Consider the following 26,171-nt stretch of genomic DNA (forward strand, 5'->3'; position numbering starts at 1 on the left):
TCAGCCGCCCGCGGCCGTCTCCGGCACGGCGGTGCCCGCCCCCGGCCCGGACGGGGTCGGGGCGGGGAGCGTGGCGCTGCCCACCACCGCCTGGCCGATGAAGGACGGAGCCCCGGGGAAGACCTCCCGCTCGACGTGGTCGACGACGAATCCGGCCTCCCGGACGGAGTCGAGCGTCGGACGGTTGCACTCGCAGCAGACCATCAGCCGGTTCAGCCAGTTCATCCGGTCCTGGTGGCGGGCCTGCTTCGGGTCCTCCGAGCGCATGTGCTCCAGGAAGAGCAGCCGCCCGCCGGGCCGCAGCACCCGGCCGAGCTGTCGCAGCGCCCGCTGCTGGTCGCTCACGCCGCACAGCACCAGCGTCGACACGACCACGTCGAAGCTGTCGTCCTCGAAGGGGAGGTCCTCGGCCGGGGCCCGCAGCACGGTGGCGTTCGAGCCCCGCTCCTGGACGTGCCGTTCCAGCCGGCGGACCATCGCCGGTTCGGGTTCGGTGACCGTCAGCGACTCGACGCCCCGCCCGTAGAGCGCGAGGTTGGCGCCGGTGCCGCCGCCGATCTCCAGCACCCGGCCGCCGGCCTCGGCGATCAGCCGCCGGCGCAGCTCGCGCAGGCCCTGCTCCTCGGACTTGGCCATCAGCCGGTCGTAGGTCACCGCGAACAGTGTGCTTCTGACACCCATGGCTGCCTCGATTCACGGTCCGATGTTCTTCTCACGACGCTAGGCCCGTGCCGCGCCCGGCACATGGGGCAGATGCCTCATCTTTCACGGCGGCGGGGTCAGGGCGGCTGGGTCACGGCGGCGGGAGCAGCCCGTTCTGCACCGCGAAGAGACAGGCCGAGGCGCGGGTCGAGGTGCCGATCTTGGCGTAGATGTGCTCGATGTGGTTGCGCGCGGTCTTGGGCGAGATCACCAGCCGTGCCGCGATCTCCTTGCTGGAGCAGCCGCGGGCCAGCAGCCGCAGCACGTCGATCTCGCGGGTGGTCAGGCCCGCGGGCCCCGCACCGCGCCGGGCCGGACGGTGCCCCGCGGCCGCCAGGACGGCGGCGACCGCCTCCCCGTCCAGCCGCCCCGCGGCGGCTTCGGCACGCAGCTGCGCGGCGGCCTCGGTCGCCTGCAGGGCGGCCCGGTGCGGGCGCGGCTCGATCATCGACTGGTACGCGTCGGCCACGCCCAGGATCCGGCTCGGCCAGGAGATCGCGCCGCCCGCCAGCCCGCGCGGATAGCCGGAGCCGTCCAGCCGCTCGCGATACTGCACGGCGACCGCCCCCAGGGGGGCGAGCGCCGGGGACTGCCGGAGCATCCGCTCCGTCAGATAGGGCTGCAGCCGCACCCGTTCCCACTCCCCCGCGCCCAGCGGTCCCTGCTTGTCCCAGATGGCGTTGGAGACGCCGAGACGCCCGAGGCCGTGCACCAGAGCGGCCCGGCGCAGCGTCGTCACCTCGGCCGGATCCATCCGCAGCCCGAGGGCCGCCGCCTCGACCAGCCGCGCGACGGCGCGGGCATGGCCCAGCGTGTACGGGGACTTCAGATCCACGAAGTCGGCGACCGCGACCAGCGCCGCCTCGAAGTCCTCCTCGCCGAGCCTGACGCCCAGGGCGGGCTCGGCCCCGATCACCGCCTCCCAGGTGCGGGCGGTGTCCAGCCCGCCCAGGATTTCCTCCGGCTCCCGGCACAGCTCTCCCGCCAGCCCCGGATCGAACTGCGAGCCGGCCCGCCGCCTGGCCAGCTCGGTGGCCGCGCCCGTGCCGCCGATCCGGTGCGCCACCTCGACGTACTCGGCCAGTTGCGCGAGCCGGGCCGGCAGCGGCACGGCTTCTCCCTTGAGCTCGCCGGGCCAGCCGCGCCCGTCCCACCGCTCGTAGGAGGCGGCCACCGCCCGCTGCACGCTGTCCGGCAGGCCGAGCCTGCGGGCGAGCTCGCGGGCGAGGGCGGAGTGCCCGCTGATCATCCCGTTGAGATCACGTCGCCCGCCGAGGGTGAACTCCAGGCCGACCCTGAACCGGTGCAGCGGCGGATTGCCCGAGCCGATCAACCGCAGCGCCGCCGCCGCGCCGGCCAGGCTGCGCTGCCCGTGGGCGTACTTGCCGGCCTTCAGGGCGATGTCGTCGCCGAACCACTTCGCCTGCTCGTGCGCGTCCGAGTGACAGCCGACATTGACCAGTAGGGCGGTGTAGTAGACGACCATCCGGGTGTCGTCGTCCAGGCCCAGCCGCTCGGCCAGCCGCAGCGCGATCAGGCACTGGCGCAGCACGTGCTCCATCGGCTGGCCGAAGCCCAGGTCCACGCCCAGGGAGAGCGCGGCGACCAACTCCGCCAGACGTACCCCCGCTCCGCTGTCCGCGCGGCTCGTCACCGTCACCACGCTACGCCCCGGCGTCCGGCTAATCTCGATTTGTGGAGGTCTTCCCCTTCGTCGGACGCGGCCCGCTGCTGGCTGAGCTGGACGACGCGCTGGCGGCGGCGCGGGCCGGGCGCGGCGGGCTGGTGCTGCTGACCGGGCCCGCCGGCGCGGGCAAGACCCGGCTGGCCGACGAGACCGTGGTGCGCGCCCCCGACTTCAGGTCCGTGTGGGCCTGGTGCGCGGCGGACCAGACGCTGGGCGGCTGGGCCCAGGTGGTACGCGCGCTGGCGGCCCTGGACGAGGAGGGCGGCCGCCGGGTGTCGGCCTCGCCGACGCTCCGCGCGCTGCTGGCCGGACGGGCTCCTGCGGGTTCGCGCTCCCGCGACCCCGGCGGCGCCCGGCTGCGACTGGCCGGGGAGGTGCAGGAGCTGCTGCTGCTCTCCGCGGCCGAAACACCGCTGCTGGTCGTCCTGGACGACCTCCACGACGCCGACGAGTCCTCGCTGCGGCTGCTGCTCGACCTGGCCGGGGCGCTCCGGACCGGGCGGGTCCTGCTGCTGGGCACCGCGCGCGACACCAGGCCCGACTGGAGCGGGCGGGAGGAGCAGCAGGCCGCGCTGGTCCGGCGGAGCCGTCCGCTGCCGGTCGGTCCGCTGCGTCCGGCGGACATCGCCGAGCTGGTCGGCGCGGCGGTGGGCCGGGCGGCCCGGCCCGAGGAGGTCGACGCGCTCGCGGAGCGGACCGGCGGGGAGGCGTTCTTCGTGGTGGAGGCGGTGCGCGCCTGGCGGTCCGGAGCCCCGGAACGGCCGGTCGACGGACGACCCGCACCCGACGCCCTCCGTGACGCGGGCCCGGAGTCCGTCCCCGGCTCGGTGCGCGCCGCCGTCCTGGACCGGCTGCGGCGGCTGCCGCCCGAGGGCGTCGCCGCGGTGGAGGCGGCGTCCGTGCTGGGTCCCCGGTTCCGGCTGGACGTCCTCCAGGAGCTCGTCGGCGTGCCGCTCCCGGGGCTGCGGACCCTGCTCTCCTCCGCGGAGGACGCCGGACTGCTCGCCCCGACCCGGATCGGCCTCGGCAGGTTCCGGCACGAACTGCTCCAGGAGGCCGTCCACGCCGGGCTCGCGCCCTCCGAACGCGAGGCGCTCCACGGGCGGGCCGCGGGCATCCTGGCCGCGCTCGCCGAACGCGGCCGGGAGGTCGAGGCCGCCTCGGTCGCCCGGCAGTTGCTGCTCTCCGGCGTCGAGCCGACGCAGGCCGCCGCCTGGATGCGGCGGGCCGGCGACGAGGCCGTCGGCGTCCTGGCCCACGAGGAGGCGGTCCGCTGGTACGAGCGGGCCGACCAGGCGCCGGGACTGCCGCCGGAGGACCGCGCCGACCTGCTGATCGCCCTCGGCTCCGCGCGACTGGGCGCGGGTGACCGGGCCGCGGCCAGGGCGGCGTTCCTGCGCGCGGCCGACCTGGCCCGCGGCGTCGGACGATTCGACCTGCTGGCGCAGGCCGCCCTCGGCCTGGGGGCGGGCGCGACGGGATTCGAGGTGGAGCTGCTGGACCGCACCCAGATCGAGTTGCTGCGGGAGGCGCGCTCCCGGCTGGAGCCCTCAGGTCTGGCCGCCACGGTCGCGGCCAGGCTCTCGGTCGCCGCCTCGTTCAGCGCCCCCGAGTCCGAGCGGCTCGCCCTCGCCGAGGAGGCGGTGCTGACCGCCCGCCGCTTCGGTGACCGCGCCGCGCTCGGCTACGCCCTCTCCGCCCTCTGCGACGCCCAGGCCGGTCCCGACCACTGCGCGGACCGCCGCCGGTGGGCCGGGGAGATCGTCGAACTGGCCCGCGCGCTGCCGGAACTGACCCTGGAGCTGCTCGGTCGCAGGCTGCGCTTCGTGGCCCTGCTGGAGCTGGGCGAGCTGGTCGAGGCCGACTCCGAGGCACTCGCCTTCGCGGCCGGCGCGCGGCTGCTGCACCAGCCGCTCTACAGCTGGTACGTCCCCCTCTGGCAGGGCATGCGCGCGCTCCTCGCCGGGCGGCGCGAGGACTGCCTGGCCGCGCTCGCACAGGTCGAGGAGCTCGGGCGGCAGGCGGACAGCGGCAACGCGGCCATGCTGGCGGGCACCCAGCGCTGGTGCCTGCTGGCCGGGCGCGGCGAGTTCGCGGAGGTCGAACGAACCCTCGCCGCCATGCCGCCGCTGGACGAGATGGGCGGGCTCTGGCCCAGGGTCAGCTCTGCCCTGCTCGCCGCCCAGCTCGGCCGGACGGCCGAGGCGCGAGAACAACTCCTCGCTGTGGCCCCGAAGTTGTCCGAGGCGCCGAAGGACAGCGAGTGGCTGCCGATGCTCGCCCAGGCGGTGGAGACGATCGAGTTGGCCGGCCCGGTCGCACCGGCAGGAGAGCTCTACGACGCGCTGTCCCCCTACGCCGGGCTGCTGGTGGTGGAGGGCATCGGGGCCGCGATCCGAGGCACGGTGCACGGATGCCTGGCGGTGCTGGCCGACGCGCTCGGCCAGGAGCGGGTCGCGGCCCGGCATCGCGCGGACGCGCTCGAACAGGCCACGGCGCTCGGCGCGCCCGGGCTGCTCGGGCACGCCGCGGGGACGGCGGCCGGGGCCGGGCCTCCGGGCGGGCAGTCCGACGCGGGACCTGACCGCGCGTTCCGGCAGGAGGGCGAGCTCTGGCTGCTCCGCTTCGCCGGCCGCGAGGCCCGGCTGCGGGACAGCAAGGGCCTGCGCGACCTGGCGACACTGCTGGCCGCTCCCGGCCGCCCCGTCCCCGCCCTCGATCTGCTGACCCCGCTGCCCGCCACGCCCCGGCCCGCCGACGAGGCCCGCCCGCAGGGCGATCCCGGCCGTCTCTCCCCCGCCGGCGACCTCGGTCCCACCCTCGACGCCGCCGCCCGGGCCGCCTACCGTCGACGGCTGCTCGAACTCGACCGGGAGGCGGACGAGGCCGACGCCGTGGGCGATCTGGAGCGGTCCGCTCGGGTCGCCTGGGAACGGGACGCGCTGGTCGGCCAGCTCTCCTCGGCCTACGGACTCGGCGGCCGGGTCCGCCGCAGCGGCTCGGCCGCGGAACGGGCGCGGACCACGGTCACCGCCAGGATCCGCGCGGCCCTGGACCGGATCGCGGAGGTCCACCCGGAGCTCGCCCGGCATCTGCGCGCCTCCGTCCGGACCGGCACCCTCTGCGTCTACGAGCCGGAGACACCACGGCCGTGGGAGTTGTGAGGCCCTCGCCTCACATCGTGCGGTAGGACCTCACGCCTGTCGGGTGTCCGCGTTCCGCCCCCCGTTCCGGAGGTCACCATGCCGCGCACCGCCAAGCCCGAGGCACCGCTCCTGCTCGATGAGGAGGCGGTCGAGGGCCGCTACAGCGAACTCGACGACTACACCGTCGGCTTCGAGACGTTCCACCAGGACGTCGATCCCGCGCCGCTCTTCCGCGGCCTGCCCGACGACGCCTGCCAGAGCCCGCACTGGGGCGTGGTGCTCAAGGGCCGGATGGTCTTCCGCTACCCGGACCACGACGAGGTCTACCACGCGGGCGACGCCTACTACGGCGCGCCCGGCCACGTCCCGCTCGTCTTCGCGGGCACCGAGGTCGTCGAGTTCAGCCCGACGGCCGCCATGCGCGAGACCATGGCCGTCGTCGGCCGGAACCTGGCGGCGGCCCAGCAGCACCAGGAGGCATGACCATGTACCTCGGCTCCTACCGCTTCGACGGCGACCCGCAGCGCCTGCTGGCCGGCTACGACCGGATGATCGCCGCGTTCCCCAGCGACGCACTCGCCCTGCACCTCTGCCTGAGCGACGACTCCGGCATCACCGTCCTGGACAGCTGCCCGACCAGGTCCGAGATGGAGTCCTTCGCCGCGAGCCCCGAGTTCGCCGCCGCGCTCGCCGCGGCCGGCCTGCCCACACCCGTGCTGCGCCCCGTCGGCGAGATCCACCAGGTCGTGGTCGACCCGGCCCGGATCTCCGAAGTGGCCCACTGAACCACGGCAGCACTGGCACTACTCCCTGGACCTCCTGACGATCTACGGTCGTAGCAGCAGAACGGCGGGCGGCAGACCGGCCCGCATCGGACCGGCCCGCGTCGAACCGGCCCGCGTCGGGCGAGCAGAGGAGCAGCGACCATGTCCTACCCACCACCGCGCTACTTCGCCGAGGGCGGCGCCACCAGCGCCGCCTTCCGCCCTGCGAGCGCCGGCCCCGACCTGCTGATCGGCGACAGGTCCCGGGTGGGCTATCTCGCCACGGGAGCGAGCACCGACGGGCAGTTCGGCCTCTACCGCTGGGACATGTCGGCGGAGCCCAACGGTCCCGGCGCGCACTTCCACCGGACCATGTCCGAGTCGTTCTACGTCCTCGACGGCACCGTCTCGCTCTACAACGGCGAGAAGTGGCTCGCGGCGACGGCCGGGGACTTCCTCCATGTCCCGCCGGGCGGCGTGCACGCCTTCGGCAACGAGTCCGGCGCCCCCGCCTCCATGCTCGTGCTGTTCACCCCCGGCGCGCCGCGCGAGGCGTACTTCGAGGAGCTCGCCGACATCGTGGCGAAGGGCCGCCGCCTCTCGGCCGAGGAGTGGCGGGAACTGCAGGCCCGCCACGACCAGTACGAGGCCTGAGGGCCCGCCCGCCGACCCCCCGCCCGATCCGGGCCGCCGGAGCGGCGTCCTCCGGCCGGGTCGTGGGTAGCGTGTACGCGCACCTGAGTCGTTCACGATCGTTCGTCGTACACACCAGGGGGGCACCGCGATGGCACAGCACCCGGAGGCATCACCCACACGACGTCAACTCCTGGCCGCGGCAGGCACGGTGGCCGCCGGCTCGGCTGCGGCGCTGACCCTCGGCAGCCCGCCCGCGGAGGCCGCGCCCGGTGCGGGCGAACCGGCCGCGGCCGCGTTCGGTCCGGTGACGGTCGGGCCCGGCGATCCGCGCTACAGCTCGCTGCTGCGCGGCGACAACTTCCGCTTCGTCGGCGCACCGGACGAGATCCGGGTCTGCGGCTCGACCGACCAGGTCGTCCGCGCCGTCGCGGACGCCGTGCGCGCCGGCCGGCAGGTGGCGGCCCGCAGCGGCGGCCACTGCTTCGAGGACTTCACCGCGGCCCCGGCCGTGAAGACGCTGCTCGACCTGTCCCCGATGGACGCGGTCGGCTACGACCCGCGGCGCCGGGCCTTCTCCGTGCAGCCGGGGGCCACCCTGGGCCGGGTCTACACCACCCTGTTCAAGGGCTGGGGCGTCACCGTCCCGGCCGGCGGCTGCCCCGAGGTGGGCGCGGGCGGCCACTTCGTCGGCGGCGGGTACGGGCCGCTGTCCCGGCGCTACGGCTCGGTCGTGGACCACCTCTACGCGGTGGAAGTGGTCGTGGTGGACCGGTCCGGCCATGCCCGCGCCGTCGTCGCCACCCGGGAGCCCGACGACCCGCACGCCGACCTGTTCTGGGCCCACACCGGCGGAGGCGGCGGCAACTTCGGCATCGTGACCAGGTACTGGCTGCGGTCCCCCGGCGCGACCGGGGACGACCCCGCCACGCTGCTGCCGCCCTCCCCGCAGCGGATGCAGGCCTACCTGGTCACCTGGCAGTGGAGCGACCTGACCCAGCAGGGGTTCACCACCCTGCTGCGCAACTTCTGCACCTGGCACGAGCGGAACAGCGCCCCCGACGCGCCCGGCGCGGGCCTCTACAACGTGTTGCTGCCGATGCACGCGTCGGCCAAGAGCTTCATCATGGTCACCCAGATGGACGCCGATCTGCCCGACGGCGCCCAGCTGTTGACGGACTTCTACGAGGCGCTGGTCCAGGGCACGGGCACGGCCCCGGTGCCCCAGGGCGCCGTCACCCCCTGGCTGCACTTCACCACCTGGCCCGGCACCGGCGAGGGCGGCACCGTTGCGGTCCGCCGCTACAAGCTCAAGGCCGCCTACCTGCGCCGGTCCTTCACCGACGCCCAACTGGACACGATCTGGACCCACCTGAACAACCCGACCGGGACCGACCAGGACGGGCTGCTGCTGATCGGCTACGGCGGCCGGATCCGGAGCGTGCCGCCGGAGGCGACCGCCGTGGCCCAGCGCGACGTGGTGATGAAGGCGGTGTTCCAGTCGATCTGGTTCGGCGAGTCCGAGGACGCGGACCGGCTCGCCTGGGTGCGCGGCCTGTACGGCGAGGTCTTCGCGGACACCGGCGGCGCGCCGGTCCCCAACGAGGTCGCGCACGGCTCGTACATCAACTACCCCGACGTGGACCTGGCCGACCCGGCCCTGAACACCTCGGGCGTGCCGTGGTCCACGCTCTACTACGGCGCGAACTACCCGCGGCTCCAGCAGGTCAAGGCGCGTTGGGACCCGCGCAACGTGTTCCGGCACGCGCTGTCGGTCGAGCCGCCCGCCTGACCGGCCGGCCCGACCGCCGCGCCGGGCTCAGGAGGTGACCCGCCCGGCCCGCCGCACCTGGGACCACCGGCGCACCAGCAGCACGCCGCCCGCCAGCAGCAGGGCTCCGGCCCCCAGCTCGGCCGGGTTCGTCCCCGCCTGCGAGCCGCCCGCTCCGGCGGGGACGCCACCGCCACCGGGCATCCCGCCGTTGCCGCCGCCACCTCCCCCGCCGCCACCACCGCCGCCACCACCGCCGCCACCGCCACCGCCACCGCCACCGCCACCACCGGACGTGCAGTCCACCTTGAAGACCTTGTGCTTGTCCGCGCCCTTCTCTCCCGCGAAGTGCCAGAACAGCTTGTACATCCCGTCGGGCAGAGTGAGGTTCTGCGTGTGCCCGGTGCCGTTGGTCAGGGTGATGGAGCCGCTGAGCACGCTCCCGCTCGGCTTGGCCGGCTGGTGGTCGATGTGCCAGGAGACCGACTGGAGCGTGTCGAAGTTGAAGGCGTCCAGGTAGAAGACGCAGACCTTGGGGTTGTTGGCCTCGTCGCCGACCGGCGTCGTGCTGCGGTGCACCTTGACGTCGCCGTTGCTCCCCGGGACGGGGGCCGGCTTGGCCAGCGCGGTCGTGGGCGCGACCAGGCCGAGGGCGGTCACGCCGACGGCCAGCGCCGGCACCAGGCCGACGGCGGCCTTCCTTCGCCGGCTCGCGCCGGGACGGGGCGGAACAGGTCTCTGCACGGGGACTCCTCGGAGGCGGGATGGTCCGATAGTCGGACTATCAGGCCATCAGCGTGAACGTCGCCCCTGGTCGCGCCCGTGGCACCACGCGCCGGCGACCACCGGATTCGCCTCGTTGGCGGAGCGTCAGTCACCCGTCCGCACGCGGCTCTCCGCGCCGAGCATCGCGACCAGCACCACCACCAGCGCCAGCAGCTCGGCCACCGCCGCCACCCCGACCCCGAGCGGGATCGCCGCCGCGGCGACCGCCGCACCCGCGACGCGGAAGCGCCTCGGGGCCCGGATGCCGAGGCTCAGCCGCAACGCCAGACCGCCCAGCAGGAAGAGCACCACCCCGCCCGCCAGCGCCACGGAGGGAGCGGTCGCCAGCGGCGCGCCCAGGCGCCCGACGGCCTTCTTCATCCCGGCCGCGAGGACGGCCACGCCGAGCAGCATCGGGATGAAGCTGTAGTAGTACGCCAGCATCGTGCGGCGGAACCGGGCCAGACCCGTGGCCCGGTGCAGCGCCTGCACCGCCGCCTCCTCGTCCCGGTCGAAGTAGGCCCACCACAGTGCCGCGGCCAGGGCCAGGGCCAGCGCCACGCCGAGGAACAGCGCCCAGTCCAGCCGGACCCCGTCCGCGCCCGCGCCGATGGCGATCACCGACTCGCCGAAGACGATGAGCAGCAGCAGGCCGTGCCGCTCCACGAAGTGTCCCGGATCCAGCGCGCCGACCTGCTCGGTGACCCGGCTGCGACCGCCGCCGGTGTAGGTGCCGGTGATCCTGCTGGAGATGACGGGCGTGACCGTCTGCAGCAGCAGCGCCGCTCCCCACAGCAGGTCCGCGCCCGCTCCGCGGACCAGCCCGGCGGCGGTGACGCAGAGCGCGGCCAGCACGTTGGTCAGCGCGAAGCTGAGCACATAGCGCCCGTGCAGCACCGCGTAGAGCGCGCTGTGCACGAGGACGACCAGCAGGAATCCGAGCCCGAATGCGACGCCGCTCCGGCCGAACACCTCGGGAACGGCCAGCGCGCAGGCCAGGAAACCGCACATGCCCAGCATCAGCGGAATACGGCGGGCGAGCGTCTCAGGCGGCACCTGGTTGGTGAGGTACGCGTACGCCCCGTACATCCAGAAGAGCACACTGAAGATGAGCAGCACGCGCCCGGCCTGGGCGAAGGAGAGGTCCCGGCCGAGCAGGACGGTGAGCTGGGTGACGGTGAAGACGAAGACCAGGTCGAAGAAGAGCTCGAGCGTGGAGACCCGGCGCTCGCCGCCCGTCCCGGCGGGCCCCCCGGCCTCCTCCGCCCCCTCCTCCGCCCCCTCCTCCGCCCCCTCGGCAGCCTGAACGGACATCGCGCGAGACCCCCCGGAAAACAAAAAAGCCGGGACAGTGGCGTCCCGGTGAATTCCCTCGTATATTGGAGAGTTCCGCATCCGTTTCGGTCAACGGGCGTGCGGAACCAACGAGTTCACTATAACCGAGCGGGAGCAGAATTGTCAAACGACGAAATTCGCCGGGAACAGGAATTCATCGACCTGCTCCGCGTGCGCCTCTCCGCCCTGGAGACGGACGCGCAGGCGTCCGTCGACTCGGCGCTGGCGCAGTGGGCGGGCACCGCCCAGGCGCGGCTGGAGCGCGACGTCGTGGTGGCGGAGCAGTCGGGACTGCTGGCCGCCTTCGGCTCCGGCGAGCACGGGCTCTGCTTCGGCCGGTTGTCCTTCCGCGACGGCGCGGACCACCACATCGGCCGGATCGGCATCCGACGCGACGACCCCGAGCGCACGCCGCTCGTCGTCGACTGGCGCGCCGAGATCGCCCGGCCGTTCTACCTCGCCACCGGCCACCGGCCGATGGGGCTGCGGAGGCGCCGCCACATCACCACCGAGCGCAACCGGGTCACCGCCCTGCACGACGAGATCCTCGACCTCGACGACGCCGAGCGCACCGGCCACGAGGGCGCGGACGCCGACGCCGTGCTGCTCTCCGCGCTCGACGCGGCCCGCACCGGCCGGATGCACGACATCGTGCAGACCATCCAGGCCGACCAGGACCGGATCATCCGCGCCCCGCACCGCGGCGTCCTGGTCGTCGAGGGCGGACCCGGCACCGGCAAGACCGCCGTGGCGCTGCACCGGGCCGCCTACCTGCTCTACGCCCACCGGGAGCTGCTGGCCCGCCGCGCGGTGCTGATCGTCGGACCGAACCCGGCGTTCCTCGGCTACATCGGCCAGGTGCTGCCCTCGCTCGGCGAGACCGGCGTGCTGCTGGCCACCCCCGGCGAGCTCTTCCCCGGCGTCATCGCGACCGGCGCCGACACCCCGGCTGCCGCGGCGGTCAAGGGCGGCGCGGCGATGGCCGACGCACTGGCCGCCGCCCTCCGCGAACGGCAGTCGTTGCCGGAGCCCGCCCTGGTGATCCCGCACGAGGACGGCGAACTGGTGCTGGACCGGGAGACGGCGCGCGCCGCGCGCGACGACGCCCGCGCGACCCGGCTGCCGCACAACCTCGCCCGCCCGCACTTCGCCTTCGCGGTCATCGACGCGCTCACGGAGCAGCTGGTCGACCGGATCGGCGCCGACCCCTTCGGCGGCCCCAACCTGCTGGGCCCGGACGACCAGGCGCTGCTCGGCAAGGCGATCGCGACCAGCCCGGCCGTCCACGCCGCGATCGACGAGCTGTGGCCGCAGCTGACCCCGGAGGGCTTCCTCGCCGACTACCTGGCCGAGCCGAGCTACCTCCCCGAGGCCGACGCCGCGGCGATCCGCCGCGCCTCCCGCCACCCGCGGGCGGAGGCGTGGACCCCGGCCGACGTGCCGCTGCTCGACGAGGCCGCCGAACTGCTGGGGCAGGACGACTCGGCGCGACGCGCGGCCGAGGAGGCCAGGCGGCAGGAGGAGATCGCCTACGCCCAGGGGGTGCTGGACCTCTCCTACGGCTCCCGCAGCCACGAGTTCGCCGACCGCGAGGACGAGGACTCCGAGCACCTGGCCGCGCACGACCTCATCGACGCGGAGCGGCTGGCCGACCGCCAGGAGGAGATCGACCACCGCAGCGCCGCGGAACGCGCCGCCGGCGACCGGACCTGGGCGTTCGGCCACGTCATCGTGGACGAGGCGCAGGAGCTGTCCCCGATGGCCTGGCGACTGCTGATGCGCCGCTGCCCGACCCGCTCGATGACGCTGGTCGGCGATCCCGCGCAGACCAGCGAGCCCGGCGGCTGCGGCAGTTGGTCCACCGCGCTGACCCCGCACCTCGGCGGGCGCTGGGAGCGGGTGGTGCTGGACGTCAACTACCGCACCCCGGCCGAGATCATGGACGTGGCGGCGGGCGTCCCGCGGGTCGCCGACCCGGGATTCGCGCCGCCCCGCTCGGTCCGCTCGACGGGCGTCCGCCCCTGGGCGGAGCACGCCGAGGACCTGCCGGCGGCCGTCGCGGCGGCCGTGCGGCGCGAGCCTGCGGGGCCGGGCAGGCTCGCCGTGATCGCCCCGGCCGAGCAGCTGGACGCGCTGGCCGCCGCGCTGCCCGGCGCGTCGTCCGGGCCCGCGCCGGACCTGACCAACCCGGTCGTGCTGCTCGCCCCGGCGCAGGCCAAGGGTCTGGAGTTCGACTCGGTGCTGGTGGTCGAACCGGCCGGCTTCGGGGCCAGCGAGCTGTACGTCGCGCTGACCCGGGCGACGCAGCGGCTCGGCGTGGTGCACAGCCGTCCGCTGCCGCAGGGGCTGCGGCTGCCGTGACCGGTCAGTCCCCGGGGCGGCGGGCGGCGAGGGCCGCCGTCTCGGCGAAGGCCGGCACCCGGCCGGTGCCGCCCCAGCCGGATACCGAGAGCGAGGCCGCCGCCAGGCCGTGCCGGACGGCCTGGTCCAGCGGATCGCCGAGGACCAGCCGGGCGGTGACCGTTCCGGTGAAGCAGTCCCCTGCGCCGGTCGCGTCGAGCGGCTCGGGATTGACCGGGACGGGGAAGTAGGTGGCGCCGGCCCCGTCGTCGAGCAGCAGCCGGTCCGCGCCCGCCGTGACGGCGACGACCGGGGCGCCCAGCGCCCGGTAGCGCGCGGCGGCGGCGAGCGGGTCGGCGGTGTCGACGAGCGCCAGCGCGTCGGAGGGGCAGGAGGTCTTCAGCAGCCCGGTCAGCGGGGCGATCTCGGCCAGCAGCCGTCTGGCCTGGGACGTGCCGGTCAGCCGGGCGCGATAGTTGGGGTCGTAGCTGACGTGCCCGTCGGCCCGGTGCACGAGCGTGGCGGCGGCGAGGACGGCCTCCCTGCTGGTCTCCGACAGGGCTCCGGTGATCCCGCTGGTGATCAACGCGCCCGCCCCGCGCAGCAGTCCGGCCCAGGAGTCGACGTGGGCCGGGGAGAGCGTCGAACCCGCGCTGCCCGCGCGCCAGTAGACGAACTCCCGGTCGCCGTCGGTGTCGGCCCCGAGCAGATAGGCGCCGTTCGGGCGGGCGGCCATGCGCACGTGGGCGACGTCGACGCCGAGCCGCTCGACGCGTTCCAGCAGCGGCACGGTGAGTTCGTCGTCCCCGACCACGGCCAGCAGCGCCGTCCTGGCCCCCGCCGCCGCGGCCGCCGCGGCGGCGTTGAGGGCGTCACCCGAGTAGGAGAGCCGCCCGGCCGTGCCGTCGACCGCCTCGCGCAGCGGCGCGTCCAGATGCACCTCGACCAGCACCTCGCCCAGCACCACCACGTCGTAGCCGCTCACCCGGCGACCCCGGCGGTGGAGATCCCTGCGGTGGCGAACCGGGCGAGGACGGCGGCGAGTTCGGCCGGGTCGTCGGGGAGGCCGCTGCCGATCCCGACCGCGAGGGCGCCCGCCTCCAGCCACTCCCCGACCTGGTCGAGCCCGATCCCGCCGGTCGGCAGCAGGCGCGCCCGCGGCAGGACCGCACGCAGCGTGCGCAGGTAGTCCGGGCCGCCCACGTGGGCGGGGAAGACCTTGGCCACCCCGTCGTGCCGGGCGGCGGCGGCCACCTCGCCGGGCGTGAAACCGCCCTCGAGGAACAGCGCCCCGCGCCGGTCCGCCACCGCGCGCACCTCGGCCGCCGCGCAGGGCGAGACCAGGAAGGCCGCGCCCGCCTCCAGCGCCCGCTCGGCGTCCGCGCCCTCGGTGACCGTGCCGAGGCCGATCAGCGGCGGGCGACCCTCGGCGTCGGTCAGCGCCACGGCCCGGCGGACCGCCTCGGCCCATCCGGGCGTCGAGGTGGTCAGCTCCACCGCGCGGCAGCCCGCGGCGAGCAGCGCGGCCGTCCGCCGCACCGCGGCGTCGGCGTCGGGGCTGCGCAGCACCGGCAGCAGCCGCTGGGCGGCGACGACCGCGAGCACGTGCTCGGGCGGGACACCGGGCGGAAGCGGGGGCGGGGGCGGGGGCGGGGGAGTCACAGAAGCCTCCATTTGTTCCACGTAGTGAAACGCTGTACCGTGTAATGGAATCGCTGTCGCCGACCTTACCCACCACCGCGCCCTTCCGGGAGTCCCCCATGCCCGACCCGTCCCCGGCGGAACGCGGCGGCCGCAGCTCCGCGGCGGGCACCGCGCTGGAGAAGGCGATGCGTGTCCTGGAGGCGGTGGCCGCGCCGGGCGGACCGCACCGGCTGGCCGAGCTGACGGCGGCGGCCGAGGTGCCGAAGTCCACCACCTTCCGGATCCTGGCCTCCCTGGTGGGGCAGGGCTTCGTCAGGACCGAGGCGGAGAACCGCTACGCGCCGGGGTCGCGGCTGCGGGCGCTCGCGGCCCAGGTCGGGGCCGCCGAACCGGCCGGGGTCGAGCAGGTCCTCGCCGAGCTGCGCGACGCCACCGGGCAGACCGTCCATCTCGCCCTGCACAGCGGGGAGTCCATCACCTACGTGCAGAAGCTGGAGAACCCCGACCAGCCCTTCCGCACCGCCTCCCGCGTCGGGCTGCGGATGCCGCTGCACTGCACGGCCATCGGCAAGAGCGTGCTGGCCCACCTGCCCGCCGCCGAGGCCGACGCCCTGCTCGCCGCGGCCGGCCTGCCCCGCCGTACCCCGCGCACCGTCACCGACCCCGAGGCGCTGCGCACCGAGCTCGCGGCGGTCCGCGCGCGCGGCTTCGCGGTCGACGACGAGGAGAACGAACCCGGCATCCGCTGTCTGGGCGCTCCGGTCCTCTCCCCCACCGGCCGCCCGCTCGGCGGCGTCAGCGTCACCACGGTCAGCTTCCTGGTCCCCCGCGAACAGCTGGAGTCCTTCGCCCCGGCCCTGCTCGCCGCGACGACGGCGCTGGCTCCGCTGCTCTGAGGCCGGGTGTCGCTACGCCGCGCAGAACTCGTTGCCCTCGGGGTCGCGCATCACCCACCAGTGCCCGGCGGGGCCACGGTCCACCTCCTGCAGCCGGGTCGCGCCCAGCTTCTCCAGGCGGGCGACCAGCCCGTCCAGCCCCTCGGCCCCGGAGTGGACGTCGATGTGCAGCCGGTTCTTGCCGGACTTCCGCTCCGGCACGTCCTGGAAGAGCAGCCGGCGACCCAGCCCGACCCCGGTGAAGGCGTCGAAGGGGTCCTCGGGATGCCGGATCGCGGCCGCGCCCCGGAAGACCCGTCGCCCGCCGTGCTCGGCGACCAGCTCAGGACCGACCTGTCCGGCGGCCAGCAACCGCTCGATGAGCGCGCTCTGGTCCTCCACCGTGTAGCCGAGGGCCGCGGCCCAGAAGTCGGCGAGGACCGGCGCGTCGACGCTGTCGACGACGAGCTTCCAGTGCAGGGCGGTTTCCGTCATGCGTCCGGTCTATGCGCAGCCGGGCGTGCTCGCAACACACCACGCGCACCGGGCCGCACTCGCGCTTAGGGTGACACCGTGAGCAACGACCCGCAGCAGCCCGGCGCCCCCACCGCAGCAGGAGCGGTCCCCGCGCGCAACGCCACGCCCGCCGACGTCGACGCGATCGTGGCGGCGATGACGACCGCCTTCTTCGACGACCCGCTCTGGGGTCCCGCCTTCCCCGACCCCGGCCGCCGCGCCGAACAGGCCGCCGCCATGTGGCGGCTGTTCGTGCAGTCCTCGCTGCGCTACCCCTGGATGCTGGTCACCGAGCACGTCGAGGCGGCCGCCCTGTGGATCCCGCCGGAGGGCTCCGAGCTCACCGACGAGGAGGAGCACGGCTTCGCGGACTTCCTCGCCGCGCTCACCGGCCCGGCCACCGCCGAGGGCATCGAGGAGATCCTCGACGTGCTGGAGGCGGCGCACCCGCGCGAGGAGCCGCACTTCTACCTCAGCCTGCTGGCGACCCACGACGACCATCGGGGCCGCGGCCTGGGCATGGGCCTGCTCAGGGAGAACCTGGCCCGGATCGACGCCCTGGGCATGCCCGCCTACCTGGAGTCCTGCAACCCGGGGAACAACAAGCGCTACGCGAGCGTCGGCTTCGTCGCCAGGGACGAGGTCCGGGTGCCCTCCGGTCACGTCGTCACCACGATGTGGCGCCCCGCCCGCGGCTGACCCGAAGGCCGGCCGCGCGCGGGGCGCCAGGTTGCCGATCAGTGCTGGACTGCCCGTTCGGACTACGGGTAGCTCACCACGTCACTCGGCCCTCCGAAGGTCGAACTGACGGGGGCGCCGGTGCCGTTGATCACGGTGTCGATCCCGCCGCTGCCGTTCAGGAAGACCGTCAGCAGATCGTGGAACTGCACGCCCGCGGTGTTCGGCGCCTGGAACGCCATGGCGTTGTGGATGTTCACCCCCTGGTCGAAGTAGGAGTAGCTGCCCATCCCGTAGCCCTGGAAGCTGGTCACGCCCGGGGCGACGTAGAACGCCGGGTAGCCGTTCTGGGTCGAGCTGGACATCCACGCGGCCTGACTGGGGACCTCGTAGGGGTTCTCGTTCTGGAAGAAGACCACCTGGCCGCCCTGGCCGTTCCAGACGGTCTCGTTCTTCTGGAAGTGCTCGACGGCCAGGCCGGTCGCGACCACGTTGTTGCCGTTGACGACGAGACCGGTGTCGCTCTGGTCGCCGGTCCAGCCGCCCGCGCCCGCGCCGTGGTCGGCACGCCAGATCCAGGCGTCGTCGATCAGCGAGTTGTTGCTGTTGTCGATCAGTGCGGTGGTGGCCGTTCCCGCCGTCGCGCCGCCGATCCGGAAGAAGACGTCGTCCAGGCTGACCGGGTCGGAGGCGTGGCTCACGGTGGAGCCCTTGGTGCCGACCTGCAGCAGCGACGGCGACAGCGTCGGTCCTGCATCGAAGATCACGCCGCTCACGTTGACCCCGTTGACGTCGGCGACGTTCATGGTCACGTTGCCGTTGCTGGGGACCAGCGTCGGGAAGCCGATGCCGACGATCTTCGTGTCCGGGTTGGTCACGTTGATGGTGCTCGGGACCGAGTAGACGCCCGGGGTGAAGAGCAGGTTGTCACCGGCCGCGAGGGCGGCGTTGATCTGGTCGACCGTCGCGCTCGGCTGCACCACGAAGAAGCTGTTCAGCGAGAGCGAGGTGCCGGGGGTCGAGCCGTTCAGCCAGGTCGGCCCGGAGGAGTTGGTCTGCGTCGCGGGGACGAAGACGTTGTAGTTGCCGCTGGAGTCGAGATACAGGTACGGCGCCTCGCGGGTCACCGGGCAGGTGGCGAGCGTGGTGTAGGAGTTGGGGCCGCCGCTGTCGCCCGAGTTGGACGCGAAGGACTGCGCCGGCGCACCGGGGGATCCGCAGAACACCTGGTTCCAGACCGCGTTGCTCCAGCCGTCCAGGCTGCTGTTGCGGGTGAAGAACTGCTGCTGCGAACCGTTGGTGACGGTCCCTCCGGTGAACTGGGAGTCGGCGACGAAGCCCCCGCTGGCCCAGTCGGGCGAGCCGGTGCAGTAGTCCATCAGGCTCAGATTGCCGTTGATGTGCACCCGGCGCAGCGGCGCGGCCTGGGAGACCGCCCAGAAGTCGTCACCGGCGTAGCAGCCGGTCATGCCGGTCACGTTGATGGTGAGGTTCGTCAGCGAGCGCCAGAAGTTGGTGGTCGCGTAGCACTGGGTCTGCACGCCGCCGTTGCACTGGTTGTAGACGTCGACGGTGCCGTTGATGACGACGTCACCGGGGTTGCGGCCCAGGCCCGCGACGCTCTCGTAGAAGCCGACCGAGAAGATCAGCGGACTGGCCGCCGAACCGTAGGTGCCCGGCTTGAACAGGATCGAGTACCGCTGCGTGCCGAACTCGTTGCCGCCCTGGGCGTTGGCGATGGTGTTCAGCTGGCTCTGGATGGACGACTGGCTCATGCTCGGGTCGAAGACGATGACGTTCGAGCCGAGGCTGCCGCCGGTGGGCGGGGGCGGGGTGCCGCCGCCTGCGCCGTACACGGAGAACTCCCAGAGGCTGTAGCCCCACTGGGTGTTGCGCTGGGTCCCGTACATCCGGATGTAGCGACCCGAGCCGGAGACGTTCAGCGTCTCGGTGCCGCCGGGGCCGGTGGTCGTCGAGTAGACGGTGGTCCAGTTCGTGCCGTCGGCCGAGGTCTGGATCTGGTAGGCCTTCCCCGAGGCGGTCTCCCAGTTGAGCACGACCTGGCAGATGGTCTGCGTCGAGCCGAGGTCGACCTGGAGCCACTGCGGGTCGCTGAACCCGCTCGACCACCGGGTTCCGGTGTTGCCGTCGACGGCGTTCGACGCGGGCAGCCCGGCGTTCTCCAGCGAGGAGGCGGTGGCCGGGTGCCCCTGCGCGAGATCGGTGGTGCCACAGCCGGCGGCGGCCGCCTTCGGCGCGAGGCCCGCCTGGACCAGCAGGCCGGCCAGGAGCAGGGCGAACACGGCCAGGACGGTGGTCAGCGGACGGTGTGTCGGGGAGGGCCCGCGCGATCTGCGAAAGGCGGGGACGAACGAGACGGAACTCATGGCACTCCTAGCACGAGGGTGGGCGTCGGTGCTGGGTGAGAGAGCGCTCTCTGCGATGAGCATGGTGCGCGCCTGTTACGCGCCTGTCAATAGAAGAGGTGAACGGTGGGTGTACTGATTCACCGTCAGCACGACCTCCCCGCAGCGTGGTTACGCGCCCGATTCGAGGAAGCGGGCCACCGGCAGGGTCGCCGCGCCGCGCGCCACCGCATCCGGACCGAGAGCGCCCAGCTCCACCGAGGTGAGCGAGTACGGCAGGCGCAGCGCGTGCCCCCGGGCGACCTCCTTGATCCGGGGCAGCAGCCGCGGGGCCATCGCCAGGCCCGCCCAGCCGCCGATGATGACCCGCTGTGGGTTCAGGAAGTTGACGACATTCGCTATTCCGAGGCCGATCCTGACGGCCGTCTCGTCAAGTACCGAACGCGCGACCTCTCCGGCGGCGCCCGGCGCGCCGTCGGCCAGCGCCAGGATCCGCCGCAGGCTCTCCTCCTCGTCGTCCGCCTCCTCGAAGGCCCCGCCGGCCGCCTCCACCGCCTCGCGATAGCGGGCGATCACCGCCTCCGCGCCGACGTAGGCCTCCAGGCAGCCGCGCGCGCCGCAGCGGCAGAGCCGCCCGTCGTAGACCGCGTTCAGGTGGCCCCACTCGCCCGCGCTGGTCGTCGAACCGCGGAACGGCGCGCCGTCGACGATCACGGACGCGCCCGCACCGGAGCCGAGCAGCAGGAAGACCGCGCTGTCCGCGCCCCGTCCGGCGCCGAACCACATCTCCGCCTGCCCCATGGTGGTCGCCCCGTTGTCCACGAAGAGCGGCAACTCGGTGTACGCGCGCAGCAGTTCCTCCAGCGGCACGGCGTCCCAGCCGACGGTCTGGCCGTGGACGACGGCCAGGGGCTGGTGCTGCACCGTGCCGGGCACGCCGATGCCGACGCCGAGCACCGGCGCCTCGGCCCCCGCCGTCAGCTCGGCCAGCCCGACCGCGATCGCCGAGACCACCGCCTTGGGGTCGAGCAGCCCGCCGAACACCGGGACGTCCACGGAGGCGAGTTCGCGCAGCCCGAGATCGAAGCGCTCCAACCGGATCCGGGTCTCGCCGACGTCGACGCCGATCGCCTCGAACCGCGCCGTGTCGACCCGCAGCAGGATGCGCGGCCGCCCACCGTCGGACTCGACGGCGCCGGCCTCCACCACGATCCCGGCCTCGATCAGGTCGGCGATCACGTTGCTGACCGACGCCGAGCTCAGCCCGGTCGTCTGGACCAACTCCTGGCGACTGAGCGGACCGTGGAAGTAGAGCCGGCGCAGCAGCATGGCGCGATTGCCGCGACGCAGGTCACGGACGTTTCGGCGGCCCTCGTCGGACATCCGCCCACCCTTCTCGGTCAAGGCACCCGGTGGCACCCTACTGGCACATCAGCGCCGCAACCTGTTGACGGCTGATTATCTCACAGGTTAAATCACGTCTCGAACTAAGCCATGAGCAAAGCCTCTCCCTCGGGGCCACCGCACGCTGTCGCCGAACCTCCACCCACTGAAGGGCTCTCCATGCGCGCCACAGGCTCACCCGACCGCACCCCCCTCGCCCGCAGATCCGCGCTGCTCACGCTGGCCGTCTCCACCGCCCTGCTCGCCTCCGCCTGCGGCAGCTCCGGCGGCTCCCCCAGCAGCAGCGGCTCCGGCGGTTCGCAGCCCACGCTCACCTACTGGGCCAGCGACCAGGGCGGCTCCATCGCCCAGGACGTCAAGGTGCTCACCCCCGAGCTGGACGCGTTCACCAAGCAGACGGGCATCAAGGTCAAGCTCGAGGTGATCGGGTGGAACGACCTGCTGAACCGGATCCTGGCCGCCGCCAGCTCGGGCCAGGGCCCGGACCTGGTCAACATCGGCAACACCTGGTCCGCCTCGCTCCAGGCGACCGGCGCCTTCCTCCCGGTCACCGACGACGTGATGACGCAGATCGGCGGCACCGGCCGCTTCCTGCCCGGCGCGCTGGCAGCGACCGGCGCGCCCGGCAAGCCCCCGGTCGGCGTCCCGATCTACTCGATGTCCTACGCCCTCTACTACAACAAGGCCATGTTCCAGGCCGCCGGCATCACCACCCCGCCGGCCACCTGGGCCGACTTCGTCGCCGACGGCAAGAAGCTGACCAAGGGCAGCCAGTGGGGCGTCTCCGTGGAGGGCGCGAGCACCTCGGAGAACGCGCACCACGCCTTCACCTTCAGCGCCCAGCAGGGCGGCAGCTTCTTCGACAGCTCCGGCAAGCCGACCTTCGACACCCCGCAGAACGTCGCCGCGCTCAAGCAGTACGTCGACTTCATCGCGGCCGACAAGATCGCCAACCCGAGTGACGCCGAGTACTCCAACGGCACCGAGGCGGTCAAGGACTTCGCCACCGGCAAGGCCGCCATGCTGCTGTGGCAGTCCGCCGACGCGACGCTGGCGACCTACGGCATGCAGCCGAGCCAGTACGGCGTCGTCCCGGTGCCGTTCGCCTCGGCCGGCACCACCAGCGGTCCGACCCACGTCGACTCCATCGTGGCCGGCATCAACCTCTCCGTCTTCGCGAACACGAAGAACAAGGACGCCGCGCTCAAGTTCGTGAAGTTCATGGTCAGCAAGGACACCCAGTCCGCCCTGAACAAGGCGTACTCCTCGCTGCCCTCCGTCTCCGACGCCTACGACGACCCGGCGTTCCAGACCCAGAGCGTCAAGGTCATCCAGAGCGTGCTGGCCAACTCCGCGGCCCCGATGCCGGCGGTCGCCACCGAGAGCCAGTTCGAGACCGTCATCGGCGCGGCGCTGAAGAACCTCTTCGCCGACGCGGCCGGCGGCAAGCCCGTCACGGACCAGTCGGTGGCCGCCCAGCTCGACCAGGCCCAGCAGCAGCTCCAGGCCGGCGGCTGACCGTCCCCCGCACGGAAGGAACGTAACGGAAGGAACCACGACCGATGCCCGCCACCATCGACACCGCCCGCAGCAGGGCCTCCGCCCCGCCGCCCTCGCCCCCGCGCGCCTCCTCCCGGCGCTCCTGGGCGCGGATACGCCGAGGCGGCCTCCCCTACCTGCTGCTGCTGCCCGCCGTCCTGTTCGAACTGCTGGTGCACGTGGTGCCGATGCTGGTGGGCATCTTCATGAGCTTCAAGCACCTCACCGAGTTCTTCATCCGGAACTGGAGCGCCGCCCCGGCCGCCGGGTTCGACAACTACCGCTTCGCGCTGGACTTCAACAGCGCCGTCGGCCGCAACCTGCTGCACTCCTTCGAGGTCACCTGCGGCTTCACCGCACTGACGGTCGCGCTCTCCTGGCTGCTGGGCACCGGCGCGGCGCTGCTGATGCAGGACCCGTTCCGCGGCCGCGGCCTGCTGCGCACCTACTTCCTGGTCCCGTACGCGCTGCCCGCCTACACCGCCGCGATCACCTGGGAGTTCATGTTCCAGCGTGACACCGGTCTGGTGAACCGGCTGCTGGTGCACGACCTGCACCTGTTCAGGACGCCGCCGTTCTGGCTGCTGGGCGGCAACAGCTTCTGGGCCCTGGTGGTCACCGCCGTCTGGCGGACCTGGCCGTTCGCCTTCCTGGTCGTGACGGCGGGCCTGCAGAACATCCCCGGCGACCTCTACGAGGCCGCCGCGATCGACGGTGCGGGCATGTGGCGGCGGATCCGCTCGATCACGCTGCCGCAGCTCCGGCCGGTCAACCAGGTGCTGCTGCTGGTGCTGTTCCTGTGGAACTTCAACGACTTCAACACCCCGTACACGCTGTTCGGCAACGTGCCGCCGCCGCAGGCGAACCTGATCTCGGTCCAGATCTACGACACCTCCTTCCAGAACTGGAACTTCGGCTCGGGCTCGGCCATGTCCGTCCTGCTGCTGCTCTTCCTGCTGCTGGTCACCGCGGTCTACCTGCTCGTCACCAACCTGAGGAGGAAGAAGACCGATGCCTGACCTCGGCACCGCCCGCACCCCGTCGCCGTCCGCGCCCGCGTCCCCGTCCCCGTCCCGGTCCCGGTCGCCGATGGCCCCGCCGCCCGCGTTCGTGTGGACCCGCAGGATCGGCCTCACCCTGCTCGGGATCTTCACCTTCCTGCCGCTCTACGTCATGGTCAGCGGCTCGCTCAAGCCGCTGCAGGACGTCCAGGCCGCCTTCTCCTGGGTGCCGACCCGGCTCACCTTCCGCCCGTACGTGGACATCTGGAGCACGGTCCCGCTGGGCCACTACTTCGTCAACAGCCTGATCGTCTCCAGCTGCTCCACCGCCGTCTCGGTGGTGCTGGCGATCCTGGCCGCCTACGCGGTGAGCCGCTACCGGTTCCGCGGACGGCAGCTGTTCAGCGTGACCGTGCTCTCCACGCAGATGTTCCCCGGCATCCTCTTCCTGCTGCCGCTGTTCCTGATCTACGTCAACATCGGCACCGCCACCGGGGTCCAGCTGTCCGGCTCGCAGCTCGGGCTGGTCATCACCTACCTCACCTTCACCCTGCCGTTCTCGATCTGGATGCTGGTCGGCTACTTCGACTCGATCCCGCGCGAACTGGACGAGGCGGCGAAGGTCGACGGCAACGGTCCGATCGGCGCGCTGGTCCGCGTCATCATCCCGGCGGCGGTGCCCGGCATCGTCACCGTCGCGGTCTACTCCTTCATGACCGCCTGGGGCGAGGTGCTCTTCGCCTCGGTGATGACCGACGACTCCACCCGCACCCTCGCCGTGGGGCTGCGCAACTACGCGTCGCAGAACGACGTGTACTGGAACCAGATCATGGCGGCCTCGCTGGTCGTCAGCGTGCCGGTGGTGGTGGCCTTCCTGCTGCTCCAGCGCTACCTCGTGGCCGGCCTGACCGCCGGCTCGGTCAAGTAGCCGCACCGCGCGCCTTCCCTTTCACCCGCGTTCCCCCTTCACCCGCCCCACCCCTTCACCGCCTTACCCCTTCACCGCCTAACCCCTTCACCCGTCCTGACCAGCACCGCTTTCACACCGCACCGTGAGCTGAGGAGACCCATGCCTGCGCCCGACACCTCCGTGTTCGACACCTCCGTGTTCGGGCAGGACTTCCGCTGGGGGGCGGCCACCTCCGCCTACCAGATCGAGGGGGCCGTGGCCGAGGACGGCCGGTCCCCCTCCATCTGGGACACCTTCTGCCAGGTGCCCGGGGCCATCGACAACGGCGACACCGGCACCGATGCCTGCGACAGCTACCACCGCTGGGCCGAGGACGTCGACCTGATGCGCACCCTCGGCCTCGACGACTACCGCTTCTCCATCGCCTGGCCGCGGGTCATGCCCGAGGGCACCGGCGCGGTGAACCGGGCCGGACTCGACTACTACGACCGGCTCGTGGACGCCCTGCTCGAAGCGGGCATCCGACCCAACGCCACGCTCTACCACTGGGACCTGCCGCAGGCCCTCCAGGACCGCGGCGGCTGGCCCGAGCGCGCCACCGCGCAGGCCTTCGCGGAGTACGCCTCCGTCGTGGCCGCCCGGCTCGGCGACCGGGTCGCCGACTGGGCCACCCTGAACGAGCCGCTGTGCAGCTCCTGGATCGGCCACCTCGAGGGCAAGATGGCCCCCGGTCTGACCGACCTCACCGCCGCCGTCCGCGCCTCCTTCCATCTGCACCTCGGCCACGGCCTCGCCGCCCAGGCGGTCCGCGCCGCCTCACCGGGCGAGGTGCGGATCGGCATCACCAACAACCTCAGCACCTGCGAGCCGGCCTCCGACAGCGAGGCCGACCTCGCCGCCACCCGCCGCGCCGACGGCCACATCAACCGCTGGTGGCTGGACCCGATCCTCGGCCGCGGCTACCCGCAGGACATGCTGGACGTCTACGGCGTCGAACTCCCGGCCCAGGACGGCGATCTGGCCACCATCGCGCAGCCGCTGGACTGGCTGGGCGTCAACTACTACTTCCGTCAGATCATCGCGGACGCGCCCGGCGCCGCTGCCCCGTCCTTCCGTCAGGTGCCGGGACCCGGCCCGCGTACCGCGATGGACTGGGAGGTGCACGCCGCCGGCCTGGAGGAGCTGCTGCTCAGGGTCACCAAGGAGTACGGCGTGCGGAACCTCATGGTCACCGAGAACGGCTCCGCCTACCGCGACACGCTGACCGCCGACGGGGAGGTCCTCGACCCCGAGCGCGCCGCCTACCTGGAGGAGCACCTCGCCGCCTGCGCCCGCGCGGTCGCCGCCGGAGCCCCGCTGACCGCGTACTACGCGTGGTCGCTGCTGGACAACTTCGAGTGGGCCTACGGCTACGACAAGCGCTTCGGACTGGTCCACGTGGACTACCCGACCCAGCGGCGCACCATCAAGTCCAGCGGTCACCGCTACGCGGAGATCATCCGCGCCCACCGCGCACCGGCGTAGCGCCGGGGGAGCCCGGCCCTGGGGCAGGTCGGGGGCTCGGGCCGGGGCTCACACCGGAGTCGCCCCGGCCGGGCCCTTCGGGAGCGGGAAGACGAAGTGCGCGGGCATCCCGGCGGGCCGGTCGCCCGGATAGTCCAGCGTCAGCCGGGTGTAGCGCACGGTGCCGTCGTGCCCGGCCCAGCTCACCGGACCGTCCAGGGTGACCTCCACCGGGTAGCGGTGGAAGTGCCCGGCGGCGCAGTAGGGCCGGCAGTCGTTGGCCGCGTCCGTGCCCGAGGCGCGGGCGGCGGTGCCGTTCCACTGCGTCCAGTGCAGCGCGACGAGGTAGTTGTTCCCGTCCCCGCAGGCGACCACGTACTGGGTCGGCCGGTTCTGCGGGTGTCCCACGCAGTCCAGCAGCACCGGAGCGGGCGCGCCCGAGGTGCTCGACGTGGACGACGCCGCGGCGGGAACCAGGGACCCGCCGCAGGCCAGGAGTACCGCCGCCAGCTTCAGTAGTGCCATCGCGTGCTCCTGGTGCTCGTCCTGGGTCCCCTACGCTACGTCCCACCCGCCGGATCCGGCCACCCCA

General features: G+C 73.3%; 22 protein-coding genes. 12 read left to right on the plus strand and 10 right to left on the minus strand.

The features are described from left to right. On the minus strand, positions 1-681 hold the full coding sequence (locus BS83_RS33240; RefSeq protein WP_051944476.1) for a class I SAM-dependent methyltransferase: 681 nt from the start codon (positions 679-681) through the stop codon (positions 1-3). Between the two features lie 112 nt (positions 682-793). Further along, positions 794-2,356 carry an HD domain-containing phosphohydrolase gene (locus BS83_RS48445; protein ID WP_037610375.1) on the minus strand — a complete coding sequence of 521 codons (1,563 nt, stop codon included), beginning with the start codon at positions 2,354-2,356 and terminating at the stop codon, positions 794-796. A 41-nt stretch (positions 2,357-2,397) separates the two neighbouring features. Here BS83_RS48445 and BS83_RS48005 point away from each other — a divergent pair, with 41 nt between their 5' ends. From BS83_RS48005 to BS83_RS33270, 5 genes are all read left to right on the plus strand, one after another. Next, positions 2,398-5,553 carry an ATP-binding protein gene (locus tag BS83_RS48005; protein ID WP_037607132.1) on the plus strand — a complete coding sequence of 1,052 codons (3,156 nt, stop codon included), beginning with the start codon at positions 2,398-2,400 and terminating at the stop codon, positions 5,551-5,553. 78 nt (positions 5,554-5,631) lie between these two features. Continuing rightward, on the plus strand, positions 5,632-6,018 hold the full coding sequence (locus tag BS83_RS33255) for a cupin domain-containing protein (RefSeq protein ID WP_037607133.1): 387 nt from the start codon (positions 5,632-5,634) through the stop codon (positions 6,016-6,018). Next, the gene (locus BS83_RS33260) at positions 6,015-6,320 is read left to right on the plus strand and encodes a hypothetical protein (RefSeq protein ID WP_157597427.1); all 306 of its coding nucleotides are present in this window, start codon (positions 6,015-6,017) and stop codon (positions 6,318-6,320) included. Before BS83_RS33255 ends, BS83_RS33260 begins: the two co-directional genes overlap by 4 nt. 141 nt (positions 6,321-6,461) lie before the next feature. Next, complete coding sequence (locus BS83_RS33265; protein WP_037607135.1) at positions 6,462-6,953, plus strand: cupin domain-containing protein; 492 nt, start codon at positions 6,462-6,464, stop codon at positions 6,951-6,953. 130 nt (positions 6,954-7,083) lie between these two features. Next, positions 7,084-8,724: an FAD-binding oxidoreductase gene (locus BS83_RS33270; RefSeq protein ID WP_051944477.1), complete on the plus strand. Its 1,641-nt coding sequence runs from the start codon at positions 7,084-7,086 to the stop codon at positions 8,722-8,724. A 27-nt stretch (positions 8,725-8,751) separates the two neighbouring features. On the opposite strand, the gene BS83_RS46795 is transcribed toward BS83_RS33270, so the two are convergent. Beyond that, positions 8,752-9,447 carry a hypothetical protein gene (locus BS83_RS46795; RefSeq protein WP_232248576.1) on the minus strand — a complete coding sequence of 232 codons (696 nt, stop codon included), beginning with the start codon at positions 9,445-9,447 and terminating at the stop codon, positions 8,752-8,754. A gap of 126 nt (positions 9,448-9,573) precedes the next feature. Next, on the minus strand, positions 9,574-10,782 hold the full coding sequence (locus BS83_RS33280) for a low temperature requirement protein A (RefSeq protein ID WP_051944479.1): 1,209 nt from the start codon (positions 10,780-10,782) through the stop codon (positions 9,574-9,576). 156 nt (positions 10,783-10,938) lie between these two features. Between BS83_RS33280 and BS83_RS33285 the strand changes: the two genes are divergently transcribed. After that, the gene (locus tag BS83_RS33285; RefSeq protein WP_037610379.1) at positions 10,939-13,164 is read left to right on the plus strand and encodes a HelD family protein; all 2,226 of its coding nucleotides are present in this window, start codon (positions 10,939-10,941) and stop codon (positions 13,162-13,164) included. A 4-nt stretch (positions 13,165-13,168) separates the two neighbouring features. Here the strand turns inward: BS83_RS33285 and BS83_RS33290 are convergent, their stop codons facing one another. Further along, the gene (locus tag BS83_RS33290; RefSeq protein WP_037607136.1) at positions 13,169-14,128 is read right to left on the minus strand and encodes a PfkB family carbohydrate kinase; all 960 of its coding nucleotides are present in this window, start codon (positions 14,126-14,128) and stop codon (positions 13,169-13,171) included. Further along, a complete protein-coding gene (locus tag BS83_RS33295) occupies positions 14,125-14,805 on the minus strand; it encodes a bifunctional 4-hydroxy-2-oxoglutarate aldolase/2-dehydro-3-deoxy-phosphogluconate aldolase (protein ID WP_051944480.1) in 681 nt (226 codons plus the stop codon). Before BS83_RS33295 ends, BS83_RS33290 begins: the two co-directional genes overlap by 4 nt. A 98-nt stretch (positions 14,806-14,903) precedes the next feature. Here BS83_RS33295 and BS83_RS33300 point away from each other — a divergent pair, with 98 nt between their 5' ends. After that, positions 14,904-15,683: an IclR family transcriptional regulator gene (locus BS83_RS33300; RefSeq protein ID WP_063774273.1), complete on the plus strand. Its 780-nt coding sequence runs from the start codon at positions 14,904-14,906 to the stop codon at positions 15,681-15,683. A 12-nt stretch (positions 15,684-15,695) separates the two neighbouring features. On the opposite strand, the gene BS83_RS33305 is transcribed toward BS83_RS33300, so the two are convergent. After that, the gene (locus BS83_RS33305) at positions 15,696-16,157 is read right to left on the minus strand and encodes a VOC family protein (RefSeq protein ID WP_037607138.1); all 462 of its coding nucleotides are present in this window, start codon (positions 16,155-16,157) and stop codon (positions 15,696-15,698) included. A gap of 78 nt (positions 16,158-16,235) precedes the next feature. Between BS83_RS33305 and BS83_RS33310 the strand changes: the two genes are divergently transcribed. Continuing rightward, entirely contained in the window at positions 16,236-16,877 is a 642-nt protein-coding gene (locus BS83_RS33310) for a GNAT family N-acetyltransferase (protein ID WP_051944481.1), read from the plus strand. A gap of 62 nt (positions 16,878-16,939) precedes the next feature. On the opposite strand, the gene BS83_RS33315 is transcribed toward BS83_RS33310, so the two are convergent. Together BS83_RS33315 and BS83_RS33320 are read right to left on the minus strand one after the other, a co-directional pair. Then, a complete protein-coding gene (locus tag BS83_RS33315; protein WP_084714525.1) occupies positions 16,940-19,243 on the minus strand; it encodes a discoidin domain-containing protein in 2,304 nt (767 codons plus the stop codon). Positions 19,244-19,393: 150 nt separating this feature from the next. After that, positions 19,394-20,626, minus strand: a complete 1,233-nt coding sequence (locus BS83_RS33320) for an ROK family transcriptional regulator (RefSeq protein ID WP_232248577.1) — start codon at positions 20,624-20,626, stop codon at positions 19,394-19,396. Positions 20,627-20,785: 159 nt separating this feature from the next. Between BS83_RS33320 and BS83_RS33325 the strand changes: the two genes are divergently transcribed. The 4 genes from BS83_RS33325 (at position 20,786) to BS83_RS33340 (ending at position 25,600) form a co-directional block, all read left to right on the plus strand. After that, entirely contained in the window at positions 20,786-22,144 is a 1,359-nt protein-coding gene (locus BS83_RS33325; RefSeq protein ID WP_051944482.1) for an ABC transporter substrate-binding protein, read from the plus strand. Between the two features lie 44 nt (positions 22,145-22,188). Continuing rightward, on the plus strand, positions 22,189-23,184 hold the full coding sequence (locus tag BS83_RS33330; protein ID WP_037607141.1) for a carbohydrate ABC transporter permease: 996 nt from the start codon (positions 22,189-22,191) through the stop codon (positions 23,182-23,184). Then, a complete protein-coding gene (locus BS83_RS33335) occupies positions 23,177-24,094 on the plus strand; it encodes a carbohydrate ABC transporter permease (protein WP_084714527.1) in 918 nt (305 codons plus the stop codon). The genes BS83_RS33330 and BS83_RS33335 overlap by 8 nt, the downstream gene beginning before the upstream one ends. Positions 24,095-24,235: 141 nt before the next feature. Continuing rightward, the gene (locus BS83_RS33340) at positions 24,236-25,600 is read left to right on the plus strand and encodes a GH1 family beta-glucosidase (RefSeq protein WP_051944483.1); all 1,365 of its coding nucleotides are present in this window, start codon (positions 24,236-24,238) and stop codon (positions 25,598-25,600) included. Between the two features lie 48 nt (positions 25,601-25,648). Here BS83_RS33340 and BS83_RS33345 read toward each other — a convergent pair whose 3' ends face one another. Beyond that, positions 25,649-26,104, minus strand: coding sequence for a hypothetical protein (locus BS83_RS33345; protein ID WP_037607142.1), 456 nt, complete (start codon positions 26,102-26,104; stop codon positions 25,649-25,651). Between the last annotated feature and the right edge of the window lie 67 nt (positions 26,105-26,171).

The organism is Streptacidiphilus rugosus AM-16 (assembly GCF_000744655.1).
GTDB classification, from domain to species: domain Bacteria; phylum Actinomycetota; class Actinomycetes; order Streptomycetales; family Streptomycetaceae; genus Streptacidiphilus; species Streptacidiphilus rugosus.